The sequence below is a fragment of the Roseibium sp. ROS1 genome, assembly GCF_054658215.1.
Window position 1 is genome coordinate 25,337 of record NZ_BAAGIG010000003.1, and the last position, 19,552, is coordinate 44,888.

Here is a 19,552-nt window from a genome sequence, read left to right on the forward strand (position 1 = left end):
GGGTCCGGTTGTTCAGCGCGAGGTCATTCCTCTGCCGCGCGCCATTCCTTCCAGCGCAACACGGCATTGGCACCGATTTCCCGGAATGGCTGTGGCGGCAGTTTTTTCGGCCGGGCTTCAGTACCGAAATGACGGGTGATGCTGCCGGTCTGTCCCAGCGCAAGATCAGCAGCGCCCATGCCGGTCAGGGTTCCGCGTGCGGTGCCGAGACCATTTTGCACGCAGCCGGAAAACACGTCCTGCTCCAGTTCTCGCATGACCGCGACACCATTCAGCGACAGGCAAAGGTGTCCTGCCCACTTGTATTCCATCTTCAACCCTGCCAACTGCGGAAAACGCCGGTCGAACTTGCGTTGCATGACACGAGCCGCACGTTCCACGCTTGCCGATGTCAGCCGCATGTCGGGTTTCAACACGGCGCAGGTTCTCGTAACGATCCTGTTTCCACCCTGACCGGCGTCGATCCGGCGCAAGGTCGTCCCCATCGGATCAGATGGCGTGATGCCCCAGCGGCTTTGGCCGCCAAGTTTCTTCAACGCCGCACCGTCGAGCTCGGGCGTCATGACGGCAAACAGGAACAGCTGCATCAGCCGGTCTCGTTCGAAACCGAAACTCTCCAGATGACCATTGACCGTGAGGATGACTTTTGCCGTTGAAACGGATCCGGATCGCGTTTCCACCTTCCAGCTTTCGCCTTCCCTGGTGAAAGACAGGACCGGGCTTTGCTCGAAAACCTGCACGCCTTCCCGCCGAAGTCCGGCGGCAAGTCCGCGGATATATCCGGCGGGCTGCAGCATGACCGTACCGGGGGTATAAAGTCCGCCAACGTAGTGTCTGCTTCCGGTCAGGTCCGCCATCTGTTGGCGGTCGAGCAGCTCATATTTTTCACCGAGGCTCGTCAGATGGTCGGCATAACTGCGGTTATGACGATCGGCCTTGATGCTAGCCGCACCGTTGATCTTGCCTGCCGGATCAAAATAGTTCCTGTCGATCCCGTAATCCTCGACCGCGCCACGCGCAAAGTCGATTGCCTCTCGATTGAGGGCGATCAGGGACTTGTCGTCACCGTTACCGGCATAATCCTCCGATGTCAGCTCATGCGGCAGGTCGATCATGAATCCGGAATTGCGTCCGGCCGATCCTTCCGCAACCCGGCAAGCGTCGAGCACGACAACCTTGAGATTTCGGTCTGACTGGAGCAGGCGCCGCGCCGCCGACAGACCGGCAAAACCGGCACCGATGATCGTGACATCCGCGCTTATCTGTTCGCTCAGCACCTGCGCAGGATGTTGCTTCGGCAGGATGGTGTTCCAGGCCGCCGGGCCTTGCAGGTTCGGCAGAGTGTCGGCGGCCCGTTTCGTCATCCGACGGCCTCGTCCTCGTCGTCGGACAGATCCAGCCAGATGGTCTTCAGCTGGGTGTACTGGTCGTGTGCCGCCAAACTGTTGTCCCGCCCACCGAAACCGGACTGTTTGAACCCGCCGAACGGCGTGGTGATGTCGCCTTCGCCAAAGCAATTGACGGTCACTGTGCCGGCCCGGATCGCCCGGGCACCACGCAGCGCCTTTCTGGCGTTGCCGGTGAAGATCGAGGCGGCAAGGCCGTACTGTGTATCGTTGGCCAGCGCGATAGCCTCATCGAAGCTTCTTACGGTCAGAACGCTCAAGACCGGACCGAAAATTTCCTCCCGCGCGATGGTGGACCCCAGATCGGTTTCCAGAACGGTCGGTTCGACGAAGGCGCCATCGCGGCTGCCGCCGCCCATCAACACCTTTGCGCCCTTGTCCAGATAGGAACTGACCTTGGCGAAATGATCGCTGGAGACGAGCGCACCGACACGATGCTCCGGATCAAGGGGATCTCCCATCGTCCATTCCCGCGCATGGGCCAGAATGCGCTCCAGCAGAGCTTCCTTGATGTCTTCTTCCACGATCAGGCGGGAACTTGCCGAACAGTTCTCGCCCATGTTCCAGAACGCGCCATTGACGACGTGAGCAGCCACCCGGTCGAGATTTTCCGCGTCCTTCAGGACAACGCTCGGGTTCTTGCCGCCCATTTCCAGAACGACCTCCTTCAGGTTGCTGTCGGCGGCATAGCGCAGGAACCGGCGGCCAGTTTCCGTCGAACCGGTGAAGGAGATCATGTCGACGTCCATGTGCCGGCCAAGCGGTTCGCCGACGTCCGGACCGGAGCCTGGAACGACATTGAAGACACCCCGCGGAATGCCGGCTTCCATGGCAAGTTCCGCAATGCGCAGTGCGGTGAGCGATGTTTCTTCGGCCGGCTTGACGATGACCGAACATCCTGCCGCCAGCGCCGGACCGATTTTCCACGCAAGCATCAGCAACGGAAAGTTCCAGGGCAGAACCAGCCCGACGACGCCAACCGGTTCGCGCACGATCATGGCGATGTGATCATCGGAGGCGGGCGAGACCTGATCGTAGATCTTGTCGATCGCCTCTGCGTGCCATTTCAGGCAATGGATCGTCTCCGGCACATCCACGGTTTCGCAATCGTAGATCGTCTTGCCGCTGTCGAGGCTCTCCATCACGGCCAGCTCCCGCCGGTTGCGGGTGATGAGCTTGGCAAAGCGGATCAGTGTGTCCTTGCGGTCCGCGGGATGCAGCTTCGACCACCGGCCGTCCTCAAAGGCTTCCCGGGCCTTCAGCACTGCGAAGTCGACATCCTCTGCACCACAGGCTGCCACGGAGGCGAGTGTCTCGCCGGTGGCGGGATTGACCGTCTCGAAGGTCTTGCCCGACGCCGCCGGGCGGTAAGATCCGTCGATGAAAGCATTTGTCGGCAAGGTCAGGCCGGCAGCGAGCGCCTTGTATTCCTCGCGCGTCAGAAGGTCGGTCATGATCATTCTCCCGCCGTGATGTCTTGAATGGTGGATTTCAGAACCCGGACGACCTGGTCGAGTTGGCGCTTGTCGTCCTTGTTGAGTGCCTTCAACGGCGGGCGCGGCGGACCGGCATAGAGCCCGCTCATTTCCACCCCGTGCTTGACGCATTGAATGAACTTGCCACCCTGTTCCAGCACGCGCATCAGCGGCATCATTGCCGACATGATCCGCCGCCCCTTGCTGAAATCCCCTTCGACGGCGCAGGCCCGGTAAAGAGCAACATGTTCTTCGGGCAGGAAATTCGAGCCGGCGCACACCCAGCTGCGTGCCCCCCAGGCGAAGAATTCCAGCGCCTGATCGTCCATGCCGCAGGACATCTGGATGTGCGGGTAGTCGCGCGCCAGAAGGTGAACGCGGTTGATGTCGCCAGAGCTTTCCTTGATGGCGCAGACATTGCGCGAACGGCCAACCCGGTCGAGGAACTCCTCGCCCATGTTCACCCCCATCCGGCCCGGATAGTTATAGAGCATGATCGGAAGATCGGCGGCCCGGTCGATGGTCAGGACATTGAGCGCGTTTTCCCGCTCCGTCGGCACCGAATAGGGCGGAGTTGCCACCAGAATGGCATCGGCACCGATCTCCGCGGCCCCTTCCGCAAGCGCGATGGAATCCGGTGTCCTCATGGTTCCCGTTCCCACGATCAGAGGCAGGCGGCCTGCAAGCCTTTGCGCGGTAAAGCGCGCCAGTTCGAGACGTTCCTCAACGGTCTGGGCATAGTTTTCGCCCGTTGATCCACCGGAAATCAGGCCGTGCACACCACTTTCGACAAGATGGTCGACAACAGCGGCCAGGGCATCCCAGACCACGTTGCCTTCGCCGTCATAGGGCGTGACCACGGGCGTGTAGATGCCTTCGAACTTCATGATTGGGGTCATCGCGGTGTCTGCCTCATGCGGATTTGAGTTTGGGTGGAATGCCGAGCGGAGCTTCCAGGCCTTCAGGCATGACAAACAGTTCGATCTGGTCACGCGAGAGAGCCCAGTGCTCCAGCGCCAGTTCCGCGGCACGATTGTCGTCGCCCTGCTCGATCGCCTCGATCATCTCGTCATGCTGGCGGCCGGCCAGGTCGAGGCGATCTTCCTTCGCACCAGACTTGGGGCGGAAAAAGGTCATGCCGATCCGGGTATGGTCGATCAGCAACCGGTCAAGGCTCGCCAGCAGGTAGCTGTTGCCCGCCATGTGGCCGGTGATGCGGTGGAAACGGTCGTTTGTAAGTGCCCGTTCAATCACGTCGCCACTTGCCATGGCGGCCCGGAACTCTTTCTGCGCCTGACGCAGTTCCTCGATCTGTGTCGGCGTCGCGTTCTGCGCGGCGAGCCGAAGCACGGCGCTGTAGATCAGCGGTGCGGCAAGGAAAAAGTCCCGCAGCGTGTAGTGGGTCATGTCGGAAACGCGCGCACCCCGATTGAGCTGCAGCGTGACATAGCCTTCACCCGCCAGCTGCTGCAGCACCTCGCGCAAAGGGGTCCGGGAGAGGCCGTAGAGATCACACAGATCGGTTTCTTCCAGCGGGCTGCCGGGCTTGCGCTCCAACGTCAGGATCGCGCGTTTCAGATCCTCATAGGCATTCGACTTTGCCGTGCCGCGTACAGGGGGCATGTGACGCTCCATTCCGAATTCAGTTGACTCGTTTGTATACATGATGTGTACAATATCAACACAATAATAATACATGCGCCCGAAAGGCCCCGATCGGCCAGAGGCGACAGAGGCCGGAGAAAAGCGACATGTCCCGAACCACTGACGTCACCTTCCTGTTGCTTGAAGACTTTTCGCATATCGCCTTCGCCTGCGCGGTAGAGCCGCTGCGTATCGCCAACCTGCTTCAGGGAGAGGAAATCTACCGGTGGCGACTGGCCTCACCCGATGGTCAAAGGGCGGTCTGCTCCAACGGAACCGTGACGCTGGTGGATCAGGGCCTCGGTCCGTTGCCCGCGCGCTCCAGCCTGTTCCTGATCTCCGGTCAGAATGTCGGTGACCGGGCGGCGCCGGAGGTGCTGAGCTTCCTGCGGCGGGAACGTGCCCGGGGCACCCAGATCGGTGCTATCTGTTCGGGCGCCTACATTCTTGCCAAGGCTGGCCTGTTGAACGACCGCCGCGCAGCCATTCACTGGTCGTTCCACGACAGTTTCGAGGAAACCTTTCCGGACGTACAATTGTGCAAGAATGTCTTTGTCACGGACGAGGCCTTCGTCACCGCATCCGGCGGCACCGCGGCGACCGACATGATGCTGCACCTGATCGGCGAAGCCCACGGTACGGACCTGGCGGTCGCGATCGCGGACATGATGGTCTATTCCGGAGTTCGGCCTGCCAACGCGGCCCAGCAGATTTCGCTACAGGCGCGGCACGGGATCCGGAACCCGCATATTGCAGAGGCAATTCGTCTGTTGAACGAAAGCGCACCCTATTACCTGCCGACATCCGAGATCGCCCGCAAGATCGGCATTTCCACGCGGCAGCTCGAGCGGTTGTTCCAGAAACACCTGAAGGTGTCGCCGAAACGGTTTGCCATAGACCAGAAGCTCACGCGTGCCCGCAATCTTCTGCTGCAGACCGAACGGTCCGTGTCCGAGATCGCCCTGGCCTGCGGCTACGAATCCGCTTCGCATTTCATCCGCACCTATCAAAACAGGTTCGGCGTGACACCGCACAATCAGCGTCTTTGCTCCGCAGGAACACAGGCTGCGTTTCAAAGGGCTTGACCGGTTGCTGGGGCTGCGATCTGCCCGCGTATTGAAACGCGGCCCCAATTCCTGGCAAGCCGGTTCCGGCTTCTCCGCCTGGTCCGATGCCCCATCCTCCTTGCGTGTCTTCGGCCCGTGACTTAGATCCTTGTCTGAAGCCGGTCCGGACCGGAGCGCAAACGGAGGCCGCATCCATTCTTCCAGTCAGAATTGCAGGTACTGGACATGCCTTGCCTGCAAAGTCCGTCACCTCGGAAACCCTCGATCTTCAGCTGGGCTTTCCTGCCGGACATCTTCAAAAACTGTCCGGCGTTTCAAGCCGGTTTGTCGCAGCAGAGGAAAGCCAGATAGATCTGGCGGTTGCGGCTTGCCAAGCCGCGCTTGAAAAGGCAGGCCAAACGCCTCGAGACATCGACCTCGTCCTCGGTGCGTGCGGAATTCCCTACCAGACCCTGCCGGCAACCGCGCCACTGGTGATGCAGAGACTGGGTTTTGCCGATGGCACGGCGGCGGCCTACGACGTCAATGCGACTTGTCTTTCCTTCCTGACCGCTTTCGAACTTGCCGCCAACAAACTTGCGCTGGGGCAAGCAACGTCGGTGCTGGTGTTTGCCGCGGACATCGCCTCGCGCGCACTGCCCTGGGAAGACCAGCCCGATGTTGCCGCCCTGTTCGGCGACGGCGCGGCTGCAGTCGTCCTGACGACAGGAGGCGATGACGGCCCGGGGATTGCGGCCTCGCTGCTGCGAACCTACCCCTCCGCCTACGCTTCATGCGAGATCGGGGCCGGAGGCACTCGGTTCGATTTTCACAAGGACCGCGAGGCCTTCGCCCGGCATGCCGTGTTTCAGATGGACGGCAAGGACCTCTTCCGTGTCACGCACAAGCACTTTCCGCAGTTCGTCGACCAACTGCTGTCGAAAGCCGGATGGGCCCGGCAGGATATCGACCTCGTCGTACCGCACCAGGCAAGCCCGCTCGCGCTGGAGCACATGATCCGGGAAACCGGCATGGAGCGCAGCCGGGTGGTCGACATCGGCTGCACCCACGGCAACCAGATTGCAGCATCGCTGCCAACCGCGCTCGACATTGCCTGGCGCCAGGGCCGGATCGAGCCCGGCATGCGAGTGCTGTTGCTCGGGACATCGGCCGGTGTGACCTTCGGCGGCATGGCCCTTGAGGTTTGACCATGGGGCGCTTGCTGGTCACTGGAGCAACGGGATTTCTGGGCGGAGCCCTGATCCGTCATTTGCGCGCCAAAGGCTCCAACCCGATTGCTCTCGGCCGCAGCGAGTTGCAGTGTCAGCACCTTGAGGCCGAGGGCTTCGACGTCGTTCGCATGGATCTTTCCAACCCCTGCGCCAAGGATCAGATCGCGCCTCTTGGTCCGGTCGACGCCATAGTGCATTGCGCGGCGCTCTCCGCGCCCTGGGGACCACGAAGCGCCTTCGTGGCGGCGAATGTCACCGGGACAAAACACCTGCTTGATCTTGCGGAAAAACTTGGCGTGCGACGGTTCGTCAACATTTCCTCGCCCACCGTTTATTTCGAGATGAAGGACAAGGAGAACGTCCGGGAAGACGCGCTGCCGCCGCCGCCCATCAACGCTTATGCGGCGACAAAGGCCGAGGCCGAACAACTGGTGCTGGCCCGCGCCGACCTTGGCCCGATCAACCTGCGTCCACGCGGCCTTTATGGTGCGGGGGACACGACACTCCTGCCTCGTTTGCTCGCCGCAGCCCAGAAGCGGCCCTTGCCGGTTTTCCGGAATGGAGCTGCCTCCATCGACCTGACCCATGTTGATGATCTGCTCTCAGCCGTCGAGACGGCCCTTGAAGCCTCTCCGGAATGCGAAGGCGAGACGTTCAACATTTCCGGAGGCGAACCTTTGCCGGTGCGTTTCATTGTCGAGCGTGTCTGTGCCGCCAAGGGCATTCCGGTTCGCTGGCAGAACCGCCCCCTGGCCCCGGCTGTCCTGGTGGCCAGGCTTCTGGAGACGGCAAGTCTGATTGTGCCTGGCGCCGGCGAACCTCTGGCGACACCCTATACGCTCGGCCTCTTCGCCTTCCGGCAGAGCCTCGACATTTCCAAGGCGGAGCGGTTGCTGGGCTGGCGGCCGCAGATCGACTTCGAAAGCGGTCTTGCAAAAACAATTGGCGGAAGGAAAACCCGTTGACCCCGGTGTTTGCAAACAGCGCTTTTGTTTCCGCGCCGGAGCGGTTGGTGGTCCGTAGTGGTGGGCGTCACCCGCTTCGCTTCAAGGTACGCTATGGGGTTCACCAGCACCCGACCGCCGGACTGGTGCTGATCGATACCGGTTACGGCCCGCGGGTCACGGAAGGTGCCGGGCGCAGTCTGCCGCTTCGGATCTATGCCAGTCTGCTCCGGCCGAAGTTGATCGAAGAGCACCAGCCAGCCAGTGTGCTTGACCGCCTTGGCGCAAGCACAGCAGATGTTGCAGCCATCGTGCTGACCCATTTTCACGCCGATCATGTTGCCGCGCTTCACCTTTTCCCGAAGGCGAGGATCTATGCGAAGGCAGCAGTGCACACTCGTATCGAGGCGCGCTCAAGGTTTTCCAATCTGCGCCACGGCGTCTTTGACGAGTTGCTGCCACAGGATCTCTCCAGCCGGATCGTCGATATCGACCAACTCTCGGTCAAGCCCGCTCCCAATGGACTTGGCGAAGGGGCTGATCTCTTTGGTGATGGTGAGACGCTGGCCGTCAATCTGCCCGGTCATGCGGAAGGCCATTTCGGCATCTGCTTTGCCGCTCAGCCGGTGCCATTGCTTTATGCGGTCGATACCCAGTGGTGTGCGGCAGCGCTTGATCCCGGCAAGGCCCCCGGGCTGCCCGCGGCTCTTGTCGCTTCGGATCGCCGGGCACTTGCGGCAAGCAGCCGCCGGGTTGCCGCCTTCCGGGAGCAGTGCGGCGACGTTCTGCTGTGCCACGATCCGTCCGACAGTCCATACGATTTGCCGGAGGTCCCGCAATGAACGGGCGTTTTCAGACTGGCATTGCCTTTGCCGAAACGCTCTGGACCGGCCGCAGTGGCCGATCTCGAAAGGCTTTCGAGGACTGGCAGAAACGTCGACTGGATGGCTGGTTGCGCCAGTCGCTTCCCAAGGTCGATTTCTACCGCGACGCGCCTCCACGCCTCGACCAACTGCCGGTGATCGACAAAGCCATCGTGATGAGCCGGTTCGAGGCCTTCAACAGGGCCCGGATCACCGCCGAGGCCGGATGGCGGGCATTGGAGGCGGGCGGCGAGATCGACGGGATCAACATCGGAGCCAGTACGGGCACCAGCGGCAACCGCGGCCTCTATGCCATTACCGCACCAGAGCGGTTCCGTTGGCTCGGCACTATTCTGGCCAAGACCTTACCCCGCTTTCTCTGGCATCCGGAACGGGTTGCGATCATCCTGCCGCAGTCCTCTTCGCTTTACGAAAGCCCGGCCAGACTACGGCAACTGCAGTTGCGGTTCTTCGATCTGCGCCATGGCATCGCTTCCTGGCTGGACGAACTGGAAACCTTCAATCCGACGACCATCGTCGCGCCGCCGAGGGTGTTGCGGCACCTGGCGGAAACGTCGGACCGACTTGCCCCTCGCAAGCTTTATGCAGGTGCGGAAACGCTCGACCCGATCGACCGGGTCGTTGTCGAGAAGAGGTTCGGCATTCCCCTCGGGCAGATCTACATGGCAACCGAAGGCCTTTTCGCCGTGACGTGTGCCCATGGCCGCCTGCATCTTGCCGAGGACGCCAATTTTTTCGAGTTCGAGCCGGTTGCAAACGATCTCGTCACTCCGTTGGTGACAGGCTTTCGCCGCGATTTCCAGATCATGGCACGATACCGGATGAACGATCTCCTGCGCCTGTCGTCGACACCATGCTCCTGTGGCTCGCCGCTTCAGACGGTTGATGAAGTGATCGGACGGATGGACGATATCTTTCTCTTCACCAGGGAAGCGGGAACGGACGTACCGGTTACGCCAGACATCCTGCGCAATTCGGTTCTGGATGCCTCGCGCGAGATATCCGATTTTCGCCTTGTGCAGGAAGAAGATGGATCGGTGACCCTGCTACTGCCACCGGAGGTGGCGGAGACGAGCGCTGAAGCGGCCCTTGCGGCACTTGGCAAAACCCTGAGCGCACAGGGGCTTGTGCCTGCAATTTCGCTCCGCCGGGAAAGGCTGCCCCTGGAAAGCACCCGCAAGCTGCGGCGGGTGGAAAGCCGGTTTAGGCGGCAGGCTCAATCATGACCACAGCGAAGGATACGGTCATGCGGGACACGTCGGCCAATGGAGGTGTGAGCAACGCCCCCGAGACTGTTCATGCCTTCGTGCGTTTGTGCAACGACTTTGCCATGCCTGATCTTGTTGCCAACCTCACGACGCGTGTCAGCTCGCTGGAGATTGCAGGGCGGTGTTTTCCGGTGACGATCAACGAACCGAGCCGTCCACCGACGTGCTACATCTGTTCACCCAGCGCTGCCTATATCGACTATGCAGTCGAGGAAACGCGCAATTTCCTGAAGTCGCCGCTGACCTACCATCTGGTGCGACCGCTGATCCGGGCCTGCGCACCGCTGATCGCGGCCAGCGGGCTTGATCGACAGGTGCAGGTGAACAACTGGCTGCTGTCGACCAATCCAGTTCCGGAAATCGATGCAGCCGCAGCCCGCGAGATCGCCAGAACCCTGTCTCAGCGCCATCCGGAGCATGCCATTGTCATCCGCTCGCTCAATGGCCGGGCGGACCGGTCATCGATGAACGCCCTCAGGCAAGCTGGGTTCAGGCTTCTAGCGGCGCGGCGGATCTATCTCTACTCCGGTGACCAAACACCAGGACGGCCGACGCAAAACCGCTGTTACGACACAAGGCTGATGCAACAGACGCCCTATCGGCTCGCGGAAAACGACAGCTTCGAGGCCTCGGATTTTGACCGTGCCGCGGAGCTCTACAAGATGCTCTATCTCGACAAGTACACACCGCTCAATCCGCAGTATACCGCAACCTACATCCGGGAATGCCACCGCAGAGGCCTGTTCCAACTGCTTGGTTATCGCGATGACAGCGGCCAGTTGGTGGCGGTAGCCGGTTTCTTTGCCAACGGCCGCACATTGACGCAGCCGCTGGTTGGATACGACACCCGCCTGCCGCTGAAGGAGGGTCTCTACCGGCTGGTCATGGCGGCAGGCCAGGACATTGCAGACCGGCACACTCTCTTTTTCAACATGAGCGCGGGCGCCGGCCACTTCAAACGGCTGCGCGGGGCAGAACCGGAAATCGAGTTCAACGCCGTCTATGCGGGCCATCTGTCCCGGCGCAGGCAACTGGCTGTGCGAAGCCTCGAAAAGCTTCTGTCGCGCATCGGCATTCCCCTTCTGGAGGCCTTCGACCTATGACTTCATCAAAGGATTTCTGGCAGGCCGCGGCGCTCGTGAAGGATTTGAAGCGCCGACCGGCCCGTGTCGAATTCGGCGGCGAACCTGTGGTGCTGTTCAAGAGCGCGTCGGGCATTTCGGCTCTGGCCGACCGTTGTCCGCACCGGCTGATGGAACTGTCGAAAGGAAAGGTCGTCCGAGGCGAGATCGAATGCCCCTATCACGGCTGGCGTTTTGACGGCGGCGGACGCTGCACCGCCATTCCGGGACACATGGGCGACGTGCCGGGGTACCGGATTCCCGGCCTCAAGACCTTCGTGAAGGACGGCGTGGTCTTTCTTTCCAAAGGAGACCCCGCAGGTGAACCCTACCTGCACCCGATGGAAGGCAGAAAGACAGTGGTGCGCCTCGTGCGCAGCAGCACCAACTCGACATTGATCGATGCTGCCGAAAACATCCTCGATGCGACCCACACCCATTTCACCCACAAGGGCCTGCTGCGCGGCCTCAGCAGCAAGCGGCACCGGGTTCGGGTCGAGATCACCGGTGGGCCTGGCTGGGTCGAGGCCGTCTATACCGGGGAGGACCGGCAGCATGGCCTGATCAGCAGGCTGCTGGAAGCCGGGCGGGTGCGGACTGTCGGGCGGTATCGCTTTCCCGGTATCGCCGAGCTGGAATATTGGGGCGAAAACGGCCTTGCACTGGCAACCACCTTCCATTTGCGGCAGGCCGCCGACGGACTTGTTGAAGGTATCGGTTGCCTGATCGGACCGAATGAGGGACTGCTCGACCGGGTCAAGTCCTGGATGTTCCAGCCTATGTTCCGCATCGCTCTGGAACAAGACCGCCGCGTCTTGAAATCCTCACTTGAAAACGCGGCACGCTTTCCGGACGCAAAACCTCTGATCGGACCGCTCGACTATTTGCGAAGGGACATCGCAGCAATTGAAGAGGGCGGTCTGCCAGGTGCGGTAGCGACCCCCAGAAGCGCCTACATCGAACTTTGATCCGGCCCGTTCCACTCGATGTTCCTCGTGGTGGCGCTTTGAAGACTGATGCGGTTGCGCATGGCTATAGCCGCGATTTCCAGCAAGGCAGGTATTTGAGCACGCCCGGGCGCAGGATCGTCCGCGGTTCCGAGGATCTCCTCGGCCGCACCGAGAACCTCCCGGAAACGGGCAAAATCTCGTGAGCGGAGCGCTGAAGGCAGACCGTAGACCCACATGGCCAGCCGCACGGCCTGAATGCCTGTTACGTCCGGCAAGACTTCGTCACCACCTTGCAAAAGCGTGCGGACGAACCGGTCCGCGTCCTTGAAAAAATGCAGGCCGCTGGTCGCGCGCGGATTGCATTCCAGCGGGCGCACAGAGCCGTCTTCAAGGCGCATCAGGTCAAACGAAACCTGCCCGGTCCAACCGGTGTTCCCGACGAATGTTTCGATTAAAGTCCGAGTTACCGGGTCCGTTACCGGTTCAAAACAGATCCCCGCGCCAGCACCGGCCCGGTAAAGCGAACGGTACATCGACACTGCCAGCACCTTGCCGTCGCGCGCCAGGACGTAGGCACTGATCTCGTCTCCTTCCAACCGTTCCTGGGCAACCCAGGGCATTGCAGCGCTCGGCACCACTTGCGTCAACTTGCGGGACGCTGGCGAAACAAGGACCTGACCGGCGAAGCGCGACCAGACGGGCTTGAACACAAGGCTTTCGGCCTGCTTGCCAAGGTCGGTGACATCTTCCCGAGATGTCAGCAGCCGTGTTTCGGGTACGGCGATCCCGAGCCTTTCACACAGCTTGATGAAGTCATGCTTGTTGTGGGACGTCTGAAGCAGGTCGAGACCTGGCGCGAACAGTTCCGCCCCAAGGCCGCGCCTTTCCCGGATTGCCGCCAGGTAGAAGACCTCCTCGCAGGTCGGGACAATCAGGGACGGCTTTTCGCGTTCGATCAACGCCTCGAGCGCATCAGTGAAATCTTCCGGATGAAACCTTGGCGATGGCAGACGCTGATAGAGTGCGCAGGCACGACTTGCCCGGGAGACTGGGCGCGCGGGCATATCGGCCAGAACAACACGCCAACCAGCGGCATGAAAGAGCCGGGCGTGATGCAGGGCAACAGGCGCGCGAGCACCCGTTATCAGAACAGTCTGGCCGGAAGAGGCATGGCAGCCGGGCTGCATCGTCGTCAGATTCCCTTATCGAATGCAGATCCCGGCATCCGACGCCCCTCAGCGTTCGGCTTCGTAGCGCGCTTTGGTTTCCTCGTTCATCGGGTAAAGGCCCGGCAGCTTCGCACCTGCGTCGACCTGCTCGACGATCCAGGCCTCCATGCGTTCCTGTTCCGGGGCTTCTTTCAGCACGTCATCAAGCGTGGCTGCTGGGATCACGACCGCACCATCGCCGTCTGCCACAATGATATCGCCCGGAATGATCGCAACACCGCCGCAGCCGATGGTTTCCTGCCAGCCGACGAAGGTTAGACCGGCCACCGAAGGCGGGGCCGAGACACCGCTGCACCAGACCGGCAGATCCGACGCCAGCACACCGGCCAGATCGCGCACTGTGCCGTCTGTGACCATGCCTGCGACATTGCGTTTGCGCATACGGGCACACAGGATATCGCCGAAGACACCGGCGTCGCGGATGCCCATCGCATCGATGACCGCGACGCATCCTTCCGGCATCTCCTCGATAGCCGCACGTGTTGAAATGGGAGAACCCCAGGACGCGGGCGTTGCCAGGTCCTCACGCGCAGGCACGAAACGAAGGGTAAATGCCGGCCCGACGATCCGAGGTCTGGAGCGATCGAGCGGCATTGCCCCGCGGATCCAGACGTTGCGCAGTCCCTTTTTCAGAAGGATCGTGGTGAGTGTCGCCGTGCTGACGGATTTCAGGATTTCGACGGCTTCAGCGGACAGGGTCATTAAGGCCTCCGGAAGATGGCGCTGACAAGAAGCAACAGGACAGAAACGGCACCCCAAAAAGCGATGCCGCCAGTCCTGCCAGGAGTGGGCTGCCCGCGGCACGGGAGCCGGCGGATCAACCGGCATATTCCGCCGGATCGCATTGCCGGCCAAGGGATTTTTGAAACGGGAAAGTCAGGAACCGGCCTGGCGGATTACGAGCGGTGGAAAGCCCTGCACCGCCGCGACAGGAACTTCATGGCCTGAGGCTCTGAGCAGGATTGCAAACCCTGCCCGATCACTAGACCGACACTTTGCAGGCAACCTTCACGGCACTGATAGCGCCAGCTGCGGCCTGCGCCGTGATCAGGATGGCCTTGCCGAATTTTTCTCTATCAAGTCCGGGAGACTGGCGGGACGACTGAAAGCCTGTTGCAACGAGGACGGATATTAGGCCTGCGACATGCGCAATTCATCCGGCCTTCTTGAAACCGAGGCCGGAAGTCTGCGGGCATTTCCGTTGCGCTTGCATCAGCACGTCCTCACGCGCCTGTGTGCGGGATCAGGAAATCGTCAGTTCAAGCGCCGGGTGCAGACGCTGCAGGTTGCGGAGCGATTTCGACTGCCAGGGAATGGACTTGGAGCCCAGAACCCGAACGCCGACTTCCGGCTGCTTTCTGATTTCGATCGTGAACTTTGCGAGCAGGTTGATGCCGGAGCTGTTCAGGAATTCCAGGCTTGTCAGGTCCATGGTGATGAGTTCCGGCTTGGCCGCCAGAACGGAATTCATGATGTCCAGAATAGGTGCGTAGGCATCTGTTCCTGAAAGCCGCATCGTTCCTTCGTAGTGGATGGCGGAGCCTTCAGTCCAAACGCGGTAATCGTTCGTGCTGATTTCCATTGTGATTTCTTCCTTTGGAATATGTCAGCGATCAGGAAAGTCGCAAAGAAGCATATGTCGTCAACTCAACGCCTTCACTTACACGCTCAGACGCGAAAGACCAGCCCAATTTGGCCTCGTAGTCGCTCATAAGTGTGAGCAAACCCAGGCCTGAGCCGGAGGAGTCCGGGTTGAGGGCGTTCTCCTCGATGCGTTCCAGGAGCAGCTCTCCCGGTTCACGGTCGAGCAGGGCTTTCAGGTGACCCTGAAACTTGACGGCCGTTTCCTGGTCGATCCGGTTCACGATCCGGATTTCAAACGTCTGTTCTTCCAGCGAGCTGTGAATCGCGATGTCGCCGCCGTGACGGAACTTGATCGCATTTTCCAGAATCTCGTTGATCATGTAACTGATGCTGTGGCGGGCATCGACAGGATCGATGCCTTTGCCGCAAGCCCTGCTGAAATATTCCCCGATAAAATCCGATGTCAGGCCGCAATGATGCCAGCTCAGCTCCAGCGGCTCTGCCATCAGCGTGAGACAAAATTGCCTCGCGTCTCCGCCGTTCAAAGCAGCCGTCTCTCCAAAATCCTCGACCATGCCTTACCTATGCTTCAAGACAACAAGAGTGATGTCATCAAATACCTTGTAGTCGCCGATATGCGACTTCACATCATTAATGACCGCCGCGGCAATACCTTTAGCGGATTTTTCGCGATTTTCATGGGCGCTGTGGGCAAGCCGGTCGAGGCCATACATCTCGCCCTTCGCATTTTCCGCTTCCGTGATCCCGTCCGTATGCAGGATCAGGATGTCGTCGGGTCCGAACGCAAGATCCAGTGTGGCCACGAAGGGTGAAATATCGGCCTCGAGCCCGACCGGGAAACCGAGATCCATCGTGTCGATCCGCTCGGTTTCGCCATTGGCACGAATGATCAGCACTTCCTCGTGCTGGCCAGACAAGGTGACCTGTCCGTCCTCATAGTCGACGAAGGCAAGGGTCAGGTGCTTGTCGGAATTGGTACGGGTGATGTTCTTGTAGACAGCGCGGTTGAGCACATCCAGGAAGGCAATCGGATCCTTGTCCCCCTTCTCCTGAAGCGCACGGGCAACCGACTGCACCATGAGCATCAACACGCCGCTTTCGAGGCCGTGGCCGGTCACGTCGCCGATACCGACCTTGATGCGGCTGCCGTCGAACAGGACGTCGTAGTAATCGCCGCCGACTTCGTCTGCCGGTTCCATGAAGGCGGCAATCTCGATCTGCGGGATGACTTCCAGTTCGCTCAACCGTGGCAGAACCATTTCCTGAATGCGCTTGGCGACATCCAGCTCGGCTCCGAGGCGCAGGTTTTCCGATTTCAGCCGCTTGTTGAGCTCGCCGATCTCGTGGTTCGCGGTTTCCAGCTTCCTGGTCCGCTCCTCAACGAGATTTTCAAGGTTCTCCGTGTGATAGCTGATCTCTTCCGCCATCCGGTTAAACGCAAGCCCCACGGCCGCAACCTCGTCGCGGGTCGGAATAGCAACGCGAACCGAATAATCCTTGTTCTGCAGCGCACGCGCCGCGGCGGCCAATTGCGACAAGCCCTTGGTGATACGGCCGGAAATGGCATAGACCGCGACGAACACCACGAAGATACTGACGCAGAAGGCAATCAGCTGGTAGTTCAGGATGCGGGCCGTCGCCTCGGAGATGTTGTTGGTGGCATCGATCAGCGACTGGTAGATCTCGCGTTCGGAAACGACAAAGCCCAGCGTCATCGTTTCCGAGGTGATGCCGGTTCCATCCCACAGGTTGGTCGGGTTGAGCTGCTTGAGGACCAGAAGATAGGGGACCTCTTCACCGTCATTTTCAAGGAAGATGTGCTTGATGACGGTCTCGTCCTTGGCACTGAGTTCAAGGGAAGAAATGGCGGGCTGGCTGCTTTCCTTGAGGTTCCGGTTCACGCCGGTAACACCCTGGCCGCTGACGTCGCTCGAAACCAGACCCAGTGTGGCCTCTCCGGCTTTCGGCGTTGCCACCACGTTGCCGTCGGACATCGTCAGGAAGCCGAAGCCGCTTTCCGAGATCTCAAGGCTTTCGACGAGCGAAGTCAGCTGTTCGAGCGTGATGTCGACCGCGACCATGCCCGCAACGTCCTTGCGATCCTGCGTCCACAGGGGATGGAAGAAGCTGACGATCAGCTTGCCCGTGATCGCATCGATGTAGGGAGCTGTGGTGACGATATTGGATTCAACCGGCTTGGAAGACGGATCCTTGATCCAGCCTTGCCAACCTTCGTAGACCCCGGGAAAGAAGAAATCCCAGAAGTTCGCGCCCTCGTTATGGCCGGGGTAAAGCAGGTCGAATGTCTGCGCCTGTTCCGAATAAGGGGTCGCGCGCATGATCGACGCGTCCTTGGGGCCGACATAATAGATCTGCAGCTTGGGAGCGCCCGTCGACATCATCGAAGGCCCGACAAGGCTGAGGAAGGAGCTGTTCTTCAGCTCATCTGCGGCCTTGGGAAGCGGGTTCTTGTCTTCATCGAGCAAGTAACCCCAGACGCTGACTGCGGAAGGAACACCCTCGGTGTTCTGCGACCAGCCGCCTTTTTCGTCGTAGACCAGTGCGGAGGAAAACTCCGAACTGCCCTCAATCGTGTTGCCGACCGCTTCCTGGATATCCGGGTGGTCGATCAGTGTCTGCATCGACGAAGCAAGCGTCGCAAGTTCCGAATGAACGCGCTCGATCAGAAGGTCGGCGCGGAACGCAGTCGTATCGATGTAGGTTTCCAGATAGTCTTCGGTCGCGGTGGTCAGGCCTTCACCGACCTGCTCCGTTGCATCCCTCGACAGTTTCTGCACGTTCCAGATGCCGATGCCACCGGCAAGCGCCAGATCGAACAGCACCGCCACGCCCACGACAAGAATGAACTTGGCGCGAAAACTTCGCAGGGAAAAGCGACCTATCTGCTTTTCACTCTGAGGGCTCTTTACCGGTGCATTCATAGCGGCTTACGCCCCGAGGCAACCCAGATCGGCCAGCCCGCATACCCCTTGGGGTGGAGCGCTGCGAAAATATGATCATCAAAACCCTTGGCGAAGCGTTCGATGAACTCGGGGCTGTCGCCGCGTTCCTGCGCCATTTTGCCGGCAAAGAGATTTTTCCACGAGGCGATGACGTCTGCGAAATCCTGCGGGTCGCCGTCGGTGTTGGTGACCATGAAGGAGCCTATGGTGACGTTTTCAAAACCACCGTCGATCAGGAGGCGCCGGCATTTCGGGCCGATTTCGATATCCATATCGAAATGGTGCCAGAGTTTGGCGACCTCGTTATAGGTCCACTGGATAGACTCCGATCTCGGTTCGCCGAGGCAATGGGAGTTCTTTTCGTTGGTCACGTAAATGCGGCCGCCCGGCTTGCAGATACGGTAGAGCTCCTTGAGGATCAGTTCCGGCTGATCGAACACCTGCAGGGAATGTCGGCAGGTCACGAAGTCGAACTGATTGTCCTCCAGCAGCATGTCCGCGGCATCGCCAAAGACATAATCAATGCCCTTGATGCCGAAGTCGGCGGCGACACGGCGTGCGTAGTCGAGGCTGGATCTGGAATGGTCCAACGCGACAAGCCGGTCCGGCTCGAACTCCTTTTGCAGAAGCACGGCGAAATCGCCGATGCCGCAGCAAATGTCGGCCACCTGCATCCCCGGCTTCAGGCCGTGGCGGCGAAGGAGTTCCTTCTCATGGCGCCAGGTAAGCTTGGTCTGTGTCCGCAGGACATGAATGAATTCACTGTCCTCGACGAAGGACTGTCCCGGGTAGAACTCGTTGTCGTATTCGCTGACGGTGATCTTGTCGGACATCGTCTCCAGCACGGCGAATTTGCGCGTTGCCCAGCCGACGACACTCGACGTCGTCACATGAACGCTCAGATCGCTGCGGTTGCGCACAAGATCCAGGATCTTGCCGGCAAATGCGTGGAAGGCGACGTTGTTCATGCGCACAAGGCGCCTGACGTTGACGTAGAATTTTCCGCTCACCTTGGCGACGGACTGTTCCATCGCGGAAAAGCAGCCATGCAGTTCCTCGGCCCGCTGGGGGCGCAAGCTGCCATGGAGCGAGAACTCCTGATCGTTCTCGTTGAAGGTCCATTGAAAGGCCTGTGTCATATTATCAGCGATCATTCTGTGTCGTCCTCAAGCACGAGCTCTGCAACCAGGCTCATGCGGCCGTCTTCGCTCCGTCCGATGGCAAGCCGGGCGCCGTAGTCGACGCCGAGTTCAAGGAGCCCCAGGCTCGCATCCGGTTCGGCGTCGGCAAACAGCGCTTCCAGATAAAGCGTTTCGGCGTCATCGCCGTTGACCTTCGCAATGGCGGTCTCATAGATCTTGTAGGTTTGTTCGTCCGCAGGGAAAGTCAGTTCGATCCTGTCGACATTGCCGTCGCGCTGAACCGCGCATTGCAGTTTGCCGCCGGAGCCGTGGGTGCGGTACACCGCTTCCAGCAGCTCGTTCAAAGCCGACGAATAGAGATTGGAAAACAGGAGCGAATCCAGCCGGTTGTGGCTGACCATCCGGGCAATGTATCCCGACATGAGATCGCAATGGGTCCAGTCGGTGCAAAAATCCTTGATGTCCAAATCCAGGTGAATCATCTGCGGCAGACCGGAATTTGATGATATGCCTTCAGAAGGTGCCTGCATTTTTATTCCCCCGCTGGCGTGGTCAATTGCACCTCAAAGCGATGCACTTCTGTTATACGAGAAAGCTGGAAATTTTGGCCGATTGGACTCGTGTCATCGATAATTCATGTATT

The 19,552-nt window shown here is 60.2% G+C and carries 18 protein-coding genes; 7 read left to right on the forward strand and 11 right to left on the reverse strand.

What is annotated here, in order from left to right; all coding sequences use genetic code 11:
- Positions 1–23: 23 nt before the first annotated feature.
- Genes ACYQ6M_RS16315 through ACYQ6M_RS16330 form a run of 4 tightly spaced genes read right to left on the reverse strand, consistent with a single transcriptional unit; the run spans position 24 to position 4,504 of the window.
- On the reverse strand, positions 24–1,364 hold the full coding sequence (locus ACYQ6M_RS16315; protein WP_460074654.1) for an NAD(P)/FAD-dependent oxidoreductase: 1,341 nt from the start codon (positions 1,362–1,364) through the stop codon (positions 24–26).
- Complete coding sequence (locus tag ACYQ6M_RS16320; protein ID WP_460074655.1) at positions 1,361–2,860, reverse strand: aldehyde dehydrogenase; 1,500 nt, start codon at positions 2,858–2,860, stop codon at positions 1,361–1,363. Before ACYQ6M_RS16320 ends, ACYQ6M_RS16315 begins: the two co-directional genes overlap by 4 nt.
- A gap of 2 nt (positions 2,861–2,862) precedes the next feature.
- Entirely contained in the window at positions 2,863–3,768 is a 906-nt protein-coding gene (locus tag ACYQ6M_RS16325; RefSeq protein ID WP_460075689.1) for a dihydrodipicolinate synthase family protein, read from the reverse strand.
- A 25-nt stretch (positions 3,769–3,793) separates the two neighbouring features.
- Positions 3,794–4,504 carry a GntR family transcriptional regulator gene (locus ACYQ6M_RS16330; protein WP_460074656.1) on the reverse strand — a complete coding sequence of 237 codons (711 nt, stop codon included), beginning with the start codon at positions 4,502–4,504 and terminating at the stop codon, positions 3,794–3,796.
- Between the two features lie 128 nt (positions 4,505–4,632).
- On the opposite strand from ACYQ6M_RS16330, the gene ACYQ6M_RS16335 reads away from it, so the two are divergent.
- From ACYQ6M_RS16335 to ACYQ6M_RS16365, 7 genes are all read left to right on the forward strand, one after another.
- Complete coding sequence (locus ACYQ6M_RS16335; protein WP_022999174.1) at positions 4,633–5,610, forward strand: GlxA family transcriptional regulator; 978 nt, start codon at positions 4,633–4,635, stop codon at positions 5,608–5,610.
- Between the two features lie 212 nt (positions 5,611–5,822).
- Positions 5,823–6,779 carry a 3-oxoacyl-ACP synthase III family protein gene (locus ACYQ6M_RS16340; RefSeq protein ID WP_460074657.1) on the forward strand — a complete coding sequence of 319 codons (957 nt, stop codon included), beginning with the start codon at positions 5,823–5,825 and terminating at the stop codon, positions 6,777–6,779.
- Between the two features lie 2 nt (positions 6,780–6,781).
- Complete coding sequence (locus ACYQ6M_RS16345; RefSeq protein WP_460074658.1) at positions 6,782–7,768, forward strand: NAD-dependent epimerase/dehydratase family protein; 987 nt, start codon at positions 6,782–6,784, stop codon at positions 7,766–7,768.
- Positions 7,769–7,773: 5 nt separating this feature from the next.
- Complete coding sequence (locus ACYQ6M_RS16350) at positions 7,774–8,589, forward strand: MBL fold metallo-hydrolase (protein WP_460075691.1); 816 nt, start codon at positions 7,774–7,776, stop codon at positions 8,587–8,589.
- Positions 8,586–9,857 (forward strand): CoF synthetase, encoded by a 1,272-nt coding sequence (locus tag ACYQ6M_RS16355; protein ID WP_460074659.1) that lies wholly within the window; start codon positions 8,586–8,588, stop codon positions 9,855–9,857. The genes ACYQ6M_RS16350 and ACYQ6M_RS16355 overlap by 4 nt, the downstream gene beginning before the upstream one ends.
- Positions 9,854–11,002 (forward strand): GNAT family N-acetyltransferase, encoded by a 1,149-nt coding sequence (locus tag ACYQ6M_RS16360; RefSeq protein ID WP_168686565.1) that lies wholly within the window; start codon positions 9,854–9,856, stop codon positions 11,000–11,002. Before ACYQ6M_RS16355 ends, ACYQ6M_RS16360 begins: the two co-directional genes overlap by 4 nt.
- A complete protein-coding gene (locus ACYQ6M_RS16365; RefSeq protein ID WP_460074660.1) occupies positions 10,999–11,988 on the forward strand; it encodes a Rieske 2Fe-2S domain-containing protein in 990 nt (329 codons plus the stop codon). Before ACYQ6M_RS16360 ends, ACYQ6M_RS16365 begins: the two co-directional genes overlap by 4 nt.
- On the opposite strand, the gene ACYQ6M_RS16370 is transcribed toward ACYQ6M_RS16365, so the two are convergent.
- The 7 genes from ACYQ6M_RS16370 to ACYQ6M_RS16400 form a co-directional block, all read right to left on the reverse strand.
- A complete protein-coding gene (locus ACYQ6M_RS16370; protein WP_460074661.1) occupies positions 11,973–13,157 on the reverse strand; it encodes an ATP-grasp domain-containing protein in 1,185 nt (394 codons plus the stop codon). The genes ACYQ6M_RS16365 and ACYQ6M_RS16370 overlap by 16 nt on opposite strands.
- Before the next feature lie 48 nt (positions 13,158–13,205).
- On the reverse strand, positions 13,206–13,901 hold the full coding sequence (locus ACYQ6M_RS16375) for a ribonuclease activity regulator RraA (protein ID WP_022999182.1): 696 nt from the start codon (positions 13,899–13,901) through the stop codon (positions 13,206–13,208).
- Between the two features lie 541 nt (positions 13,902–14,442).
- Positions 14,443–14,781 (reverse strand): slr1659 superfamily regulator, encoded by a 339-nt coding sequence (locus ACYQ6M_RS16380; protein ID WP_022999184.1) that lies wholly within the window; start codon positions 14,779–14,781, stop codon positions 14,443–14,445.
- 31 nt (positions 14,782–14,812) lie between these two features.
- Complete coding sequence (locus ACYQ6M_RS16385; protein ID WP_051990044.1) at positions 14,813–15,358, reverse strand: slr1658 superfamily regulator; 546 nt, start codon at positions 15,356–15,358, stop codon at positions 14,813–14,815.
- Positions 15,359–15,361: 3 nt separating this feature from the next.
- Positions 15,362–17,746, reverse strand: a complete 2,385-nt coding sequence (locus ACYQ6M_RS16390) for a SpoIIE family protein phosphatase (protein WP_460074662.1) — start codon at positions 17,744–17,746, stop codon at positions 15,362–15,364.
- Complete coding sequence (locus ACYQ6M_RS16395) at positions 17,743–18,921, reverse strand: class I SAM-dependent methyltransferase (RefSeq protein WP_022999187.1); 1,179 nt, start codon at positions 18,919–18,921, stop codon at positions 17,743–17,745. Before ACYQ6M_RS16395 ends, ACYQ6M_RS16390 begins: the two co-directional genes overlap by 4 nt.
- The gene (locus tag ACYQ6M_RS16400; protein ID WP_460074663.1) at positions 18,918–19,439 is read right to left on the reverse strand and encodes a ubiquinone biosynthesis methyltransferase UbiE; all 522 of its coding nucleotides are present in this window, start codon (positions 19,437–19,439) and stop codon (positions 18,918–18,920) included. Before ACYQ6M_RS16400 ends, ACYQ6M_RS16395 begins: the two co-directional genes overlap by 4 nt.
- Positions 19,440–19,552 lie beyond the last annotated feature (113 nt).

What these genes read in the sequence shown, in the direction of transcription:
- ACYQ6M_RS16315 (WP_460074654.1), bottom strand. Translation starts at nt 1,364, where the DNA reads ATGACGAAACGGGCCGCCGACACTCTGCCGAACCTGCAAGGCCCGGCG.
- ACYQ6M_RS16320 (WP_460074655.1), bottom strand. Translation starts at nt 2,860, where the DNA reads ATGACCGACCTTCTGACGCGCGAGGAATACAAGGCGCTCGCTGCCGGC.
- ACYQ6M_RS16325 (WP_460075689.1), bottom strand. Translation starts at nt 3,768, where the DNA reads ATGAAGTTCGAAGGCATCTACACGCCCGTGGTCACGCCCTATGACGGC.
- ACYQ6M_RS16330 (WP_460074656.1), bottom strand. Translation starts at nt 4,504, where the DNA reads ATGCCCCCTGTACGCGGCACGGCAAAGTCGAATGCCTATGAGGATCTG.
- ACYQ6M_RS16335 (WP_022999174.1), top strand. Translation starts at nt 4,633, where the DNA reads ATGTCCCGAACCACTGACGTCACCTTCCTGTTGCTTGAAGACTTTTCG.
- ACYQ6M_RS16345 (WP_460074658.1), top strand. Translation starts at nt 6,782, where the DNA reads ATGGGGCGCTTGCTGGTCACTGGAGCAACGGGATTTCTGGGCGGAGCC.
- ACYQ6M_RS16355 (WP_460074659.1), top strand. Translation starts at nt 8,586, where the DNA reads ATGAACGGGCGTTTTCAGACTGGCATTGCCTTTGCCGAAACGCTCTGG.
- ACYQ6M_RS16360 (WP_168686565.1), top strand. Translation starts at nt 9,854, where the DNA reads ATGACCACAGCGAAGGATACGGTCATGCGGGACACGTCGGCCAATGGA.
- ACYQ6M_RS16365 (WP_460074660.1), top strand. Translation starts at nt 10,999, where the DNA reads ATGACTTCATCAAAGGATTTCTGGCAGGCCGCGGCGCTCGTGAAGGAT.
- ACYQ6M_RS16370 (WP_460074661.1), bottom strand. Translation starts at nt 13,157, where the DNA reads ATGCAGCCCGGCTGCCATGCCTCTTCCGGCCAGACTGTTCTGATAACG.
- ACYQ6M_RS16375 (WP_022999182.1), bottom strand. Translation starts at nt 13,901, where the DNA reads ATGACCCTGTCCGCTGAAGCCGTCGAAATCCTGAAATCCGTCAGCACG.
- ACYQ6M_RS16380 (WP_022999184.1), bottom strand. Translation starts at nt 14,781, where the DNA reads ATGGAAATCAGCACGAACGATTACCGCGTTTGGACTGAAGGCTCCGCC.
- ACYQ6M_RS16385 (WP_051990044.1), bottom strand. Translation starts at nt 15,358, where the DNA reads ATGGTCGAGGATTTTGGAGAGACGGCTGCTTTGAACGGCGGAGACGCG.
- ACYQ6M_RS16390 (WP_460074662.1), bottom strand. Translation starts at nt 17,746, where the DNA reads ATGAATGCACCGGTAAAGAGCCCTCAGAGTGAAAAGCAGATAGGTCGC.
- ACYQ6M_RS16395 (WP_022999187.1), bottom strand. Translation starts at nt 18,921, where the DNA reads ATGATCGCTGATAATATGACACAGGCCTTTCAATGGACCTTCAACGAG.
- ACYQ6M_RS16400 (WP_460074663.1), bottom strand. Translation starts at nt 19,439, where the DNA reads ATGCAGGCACCTTCTGAAGGCATATCATCAAATTCCGGTCTGCCGCAG.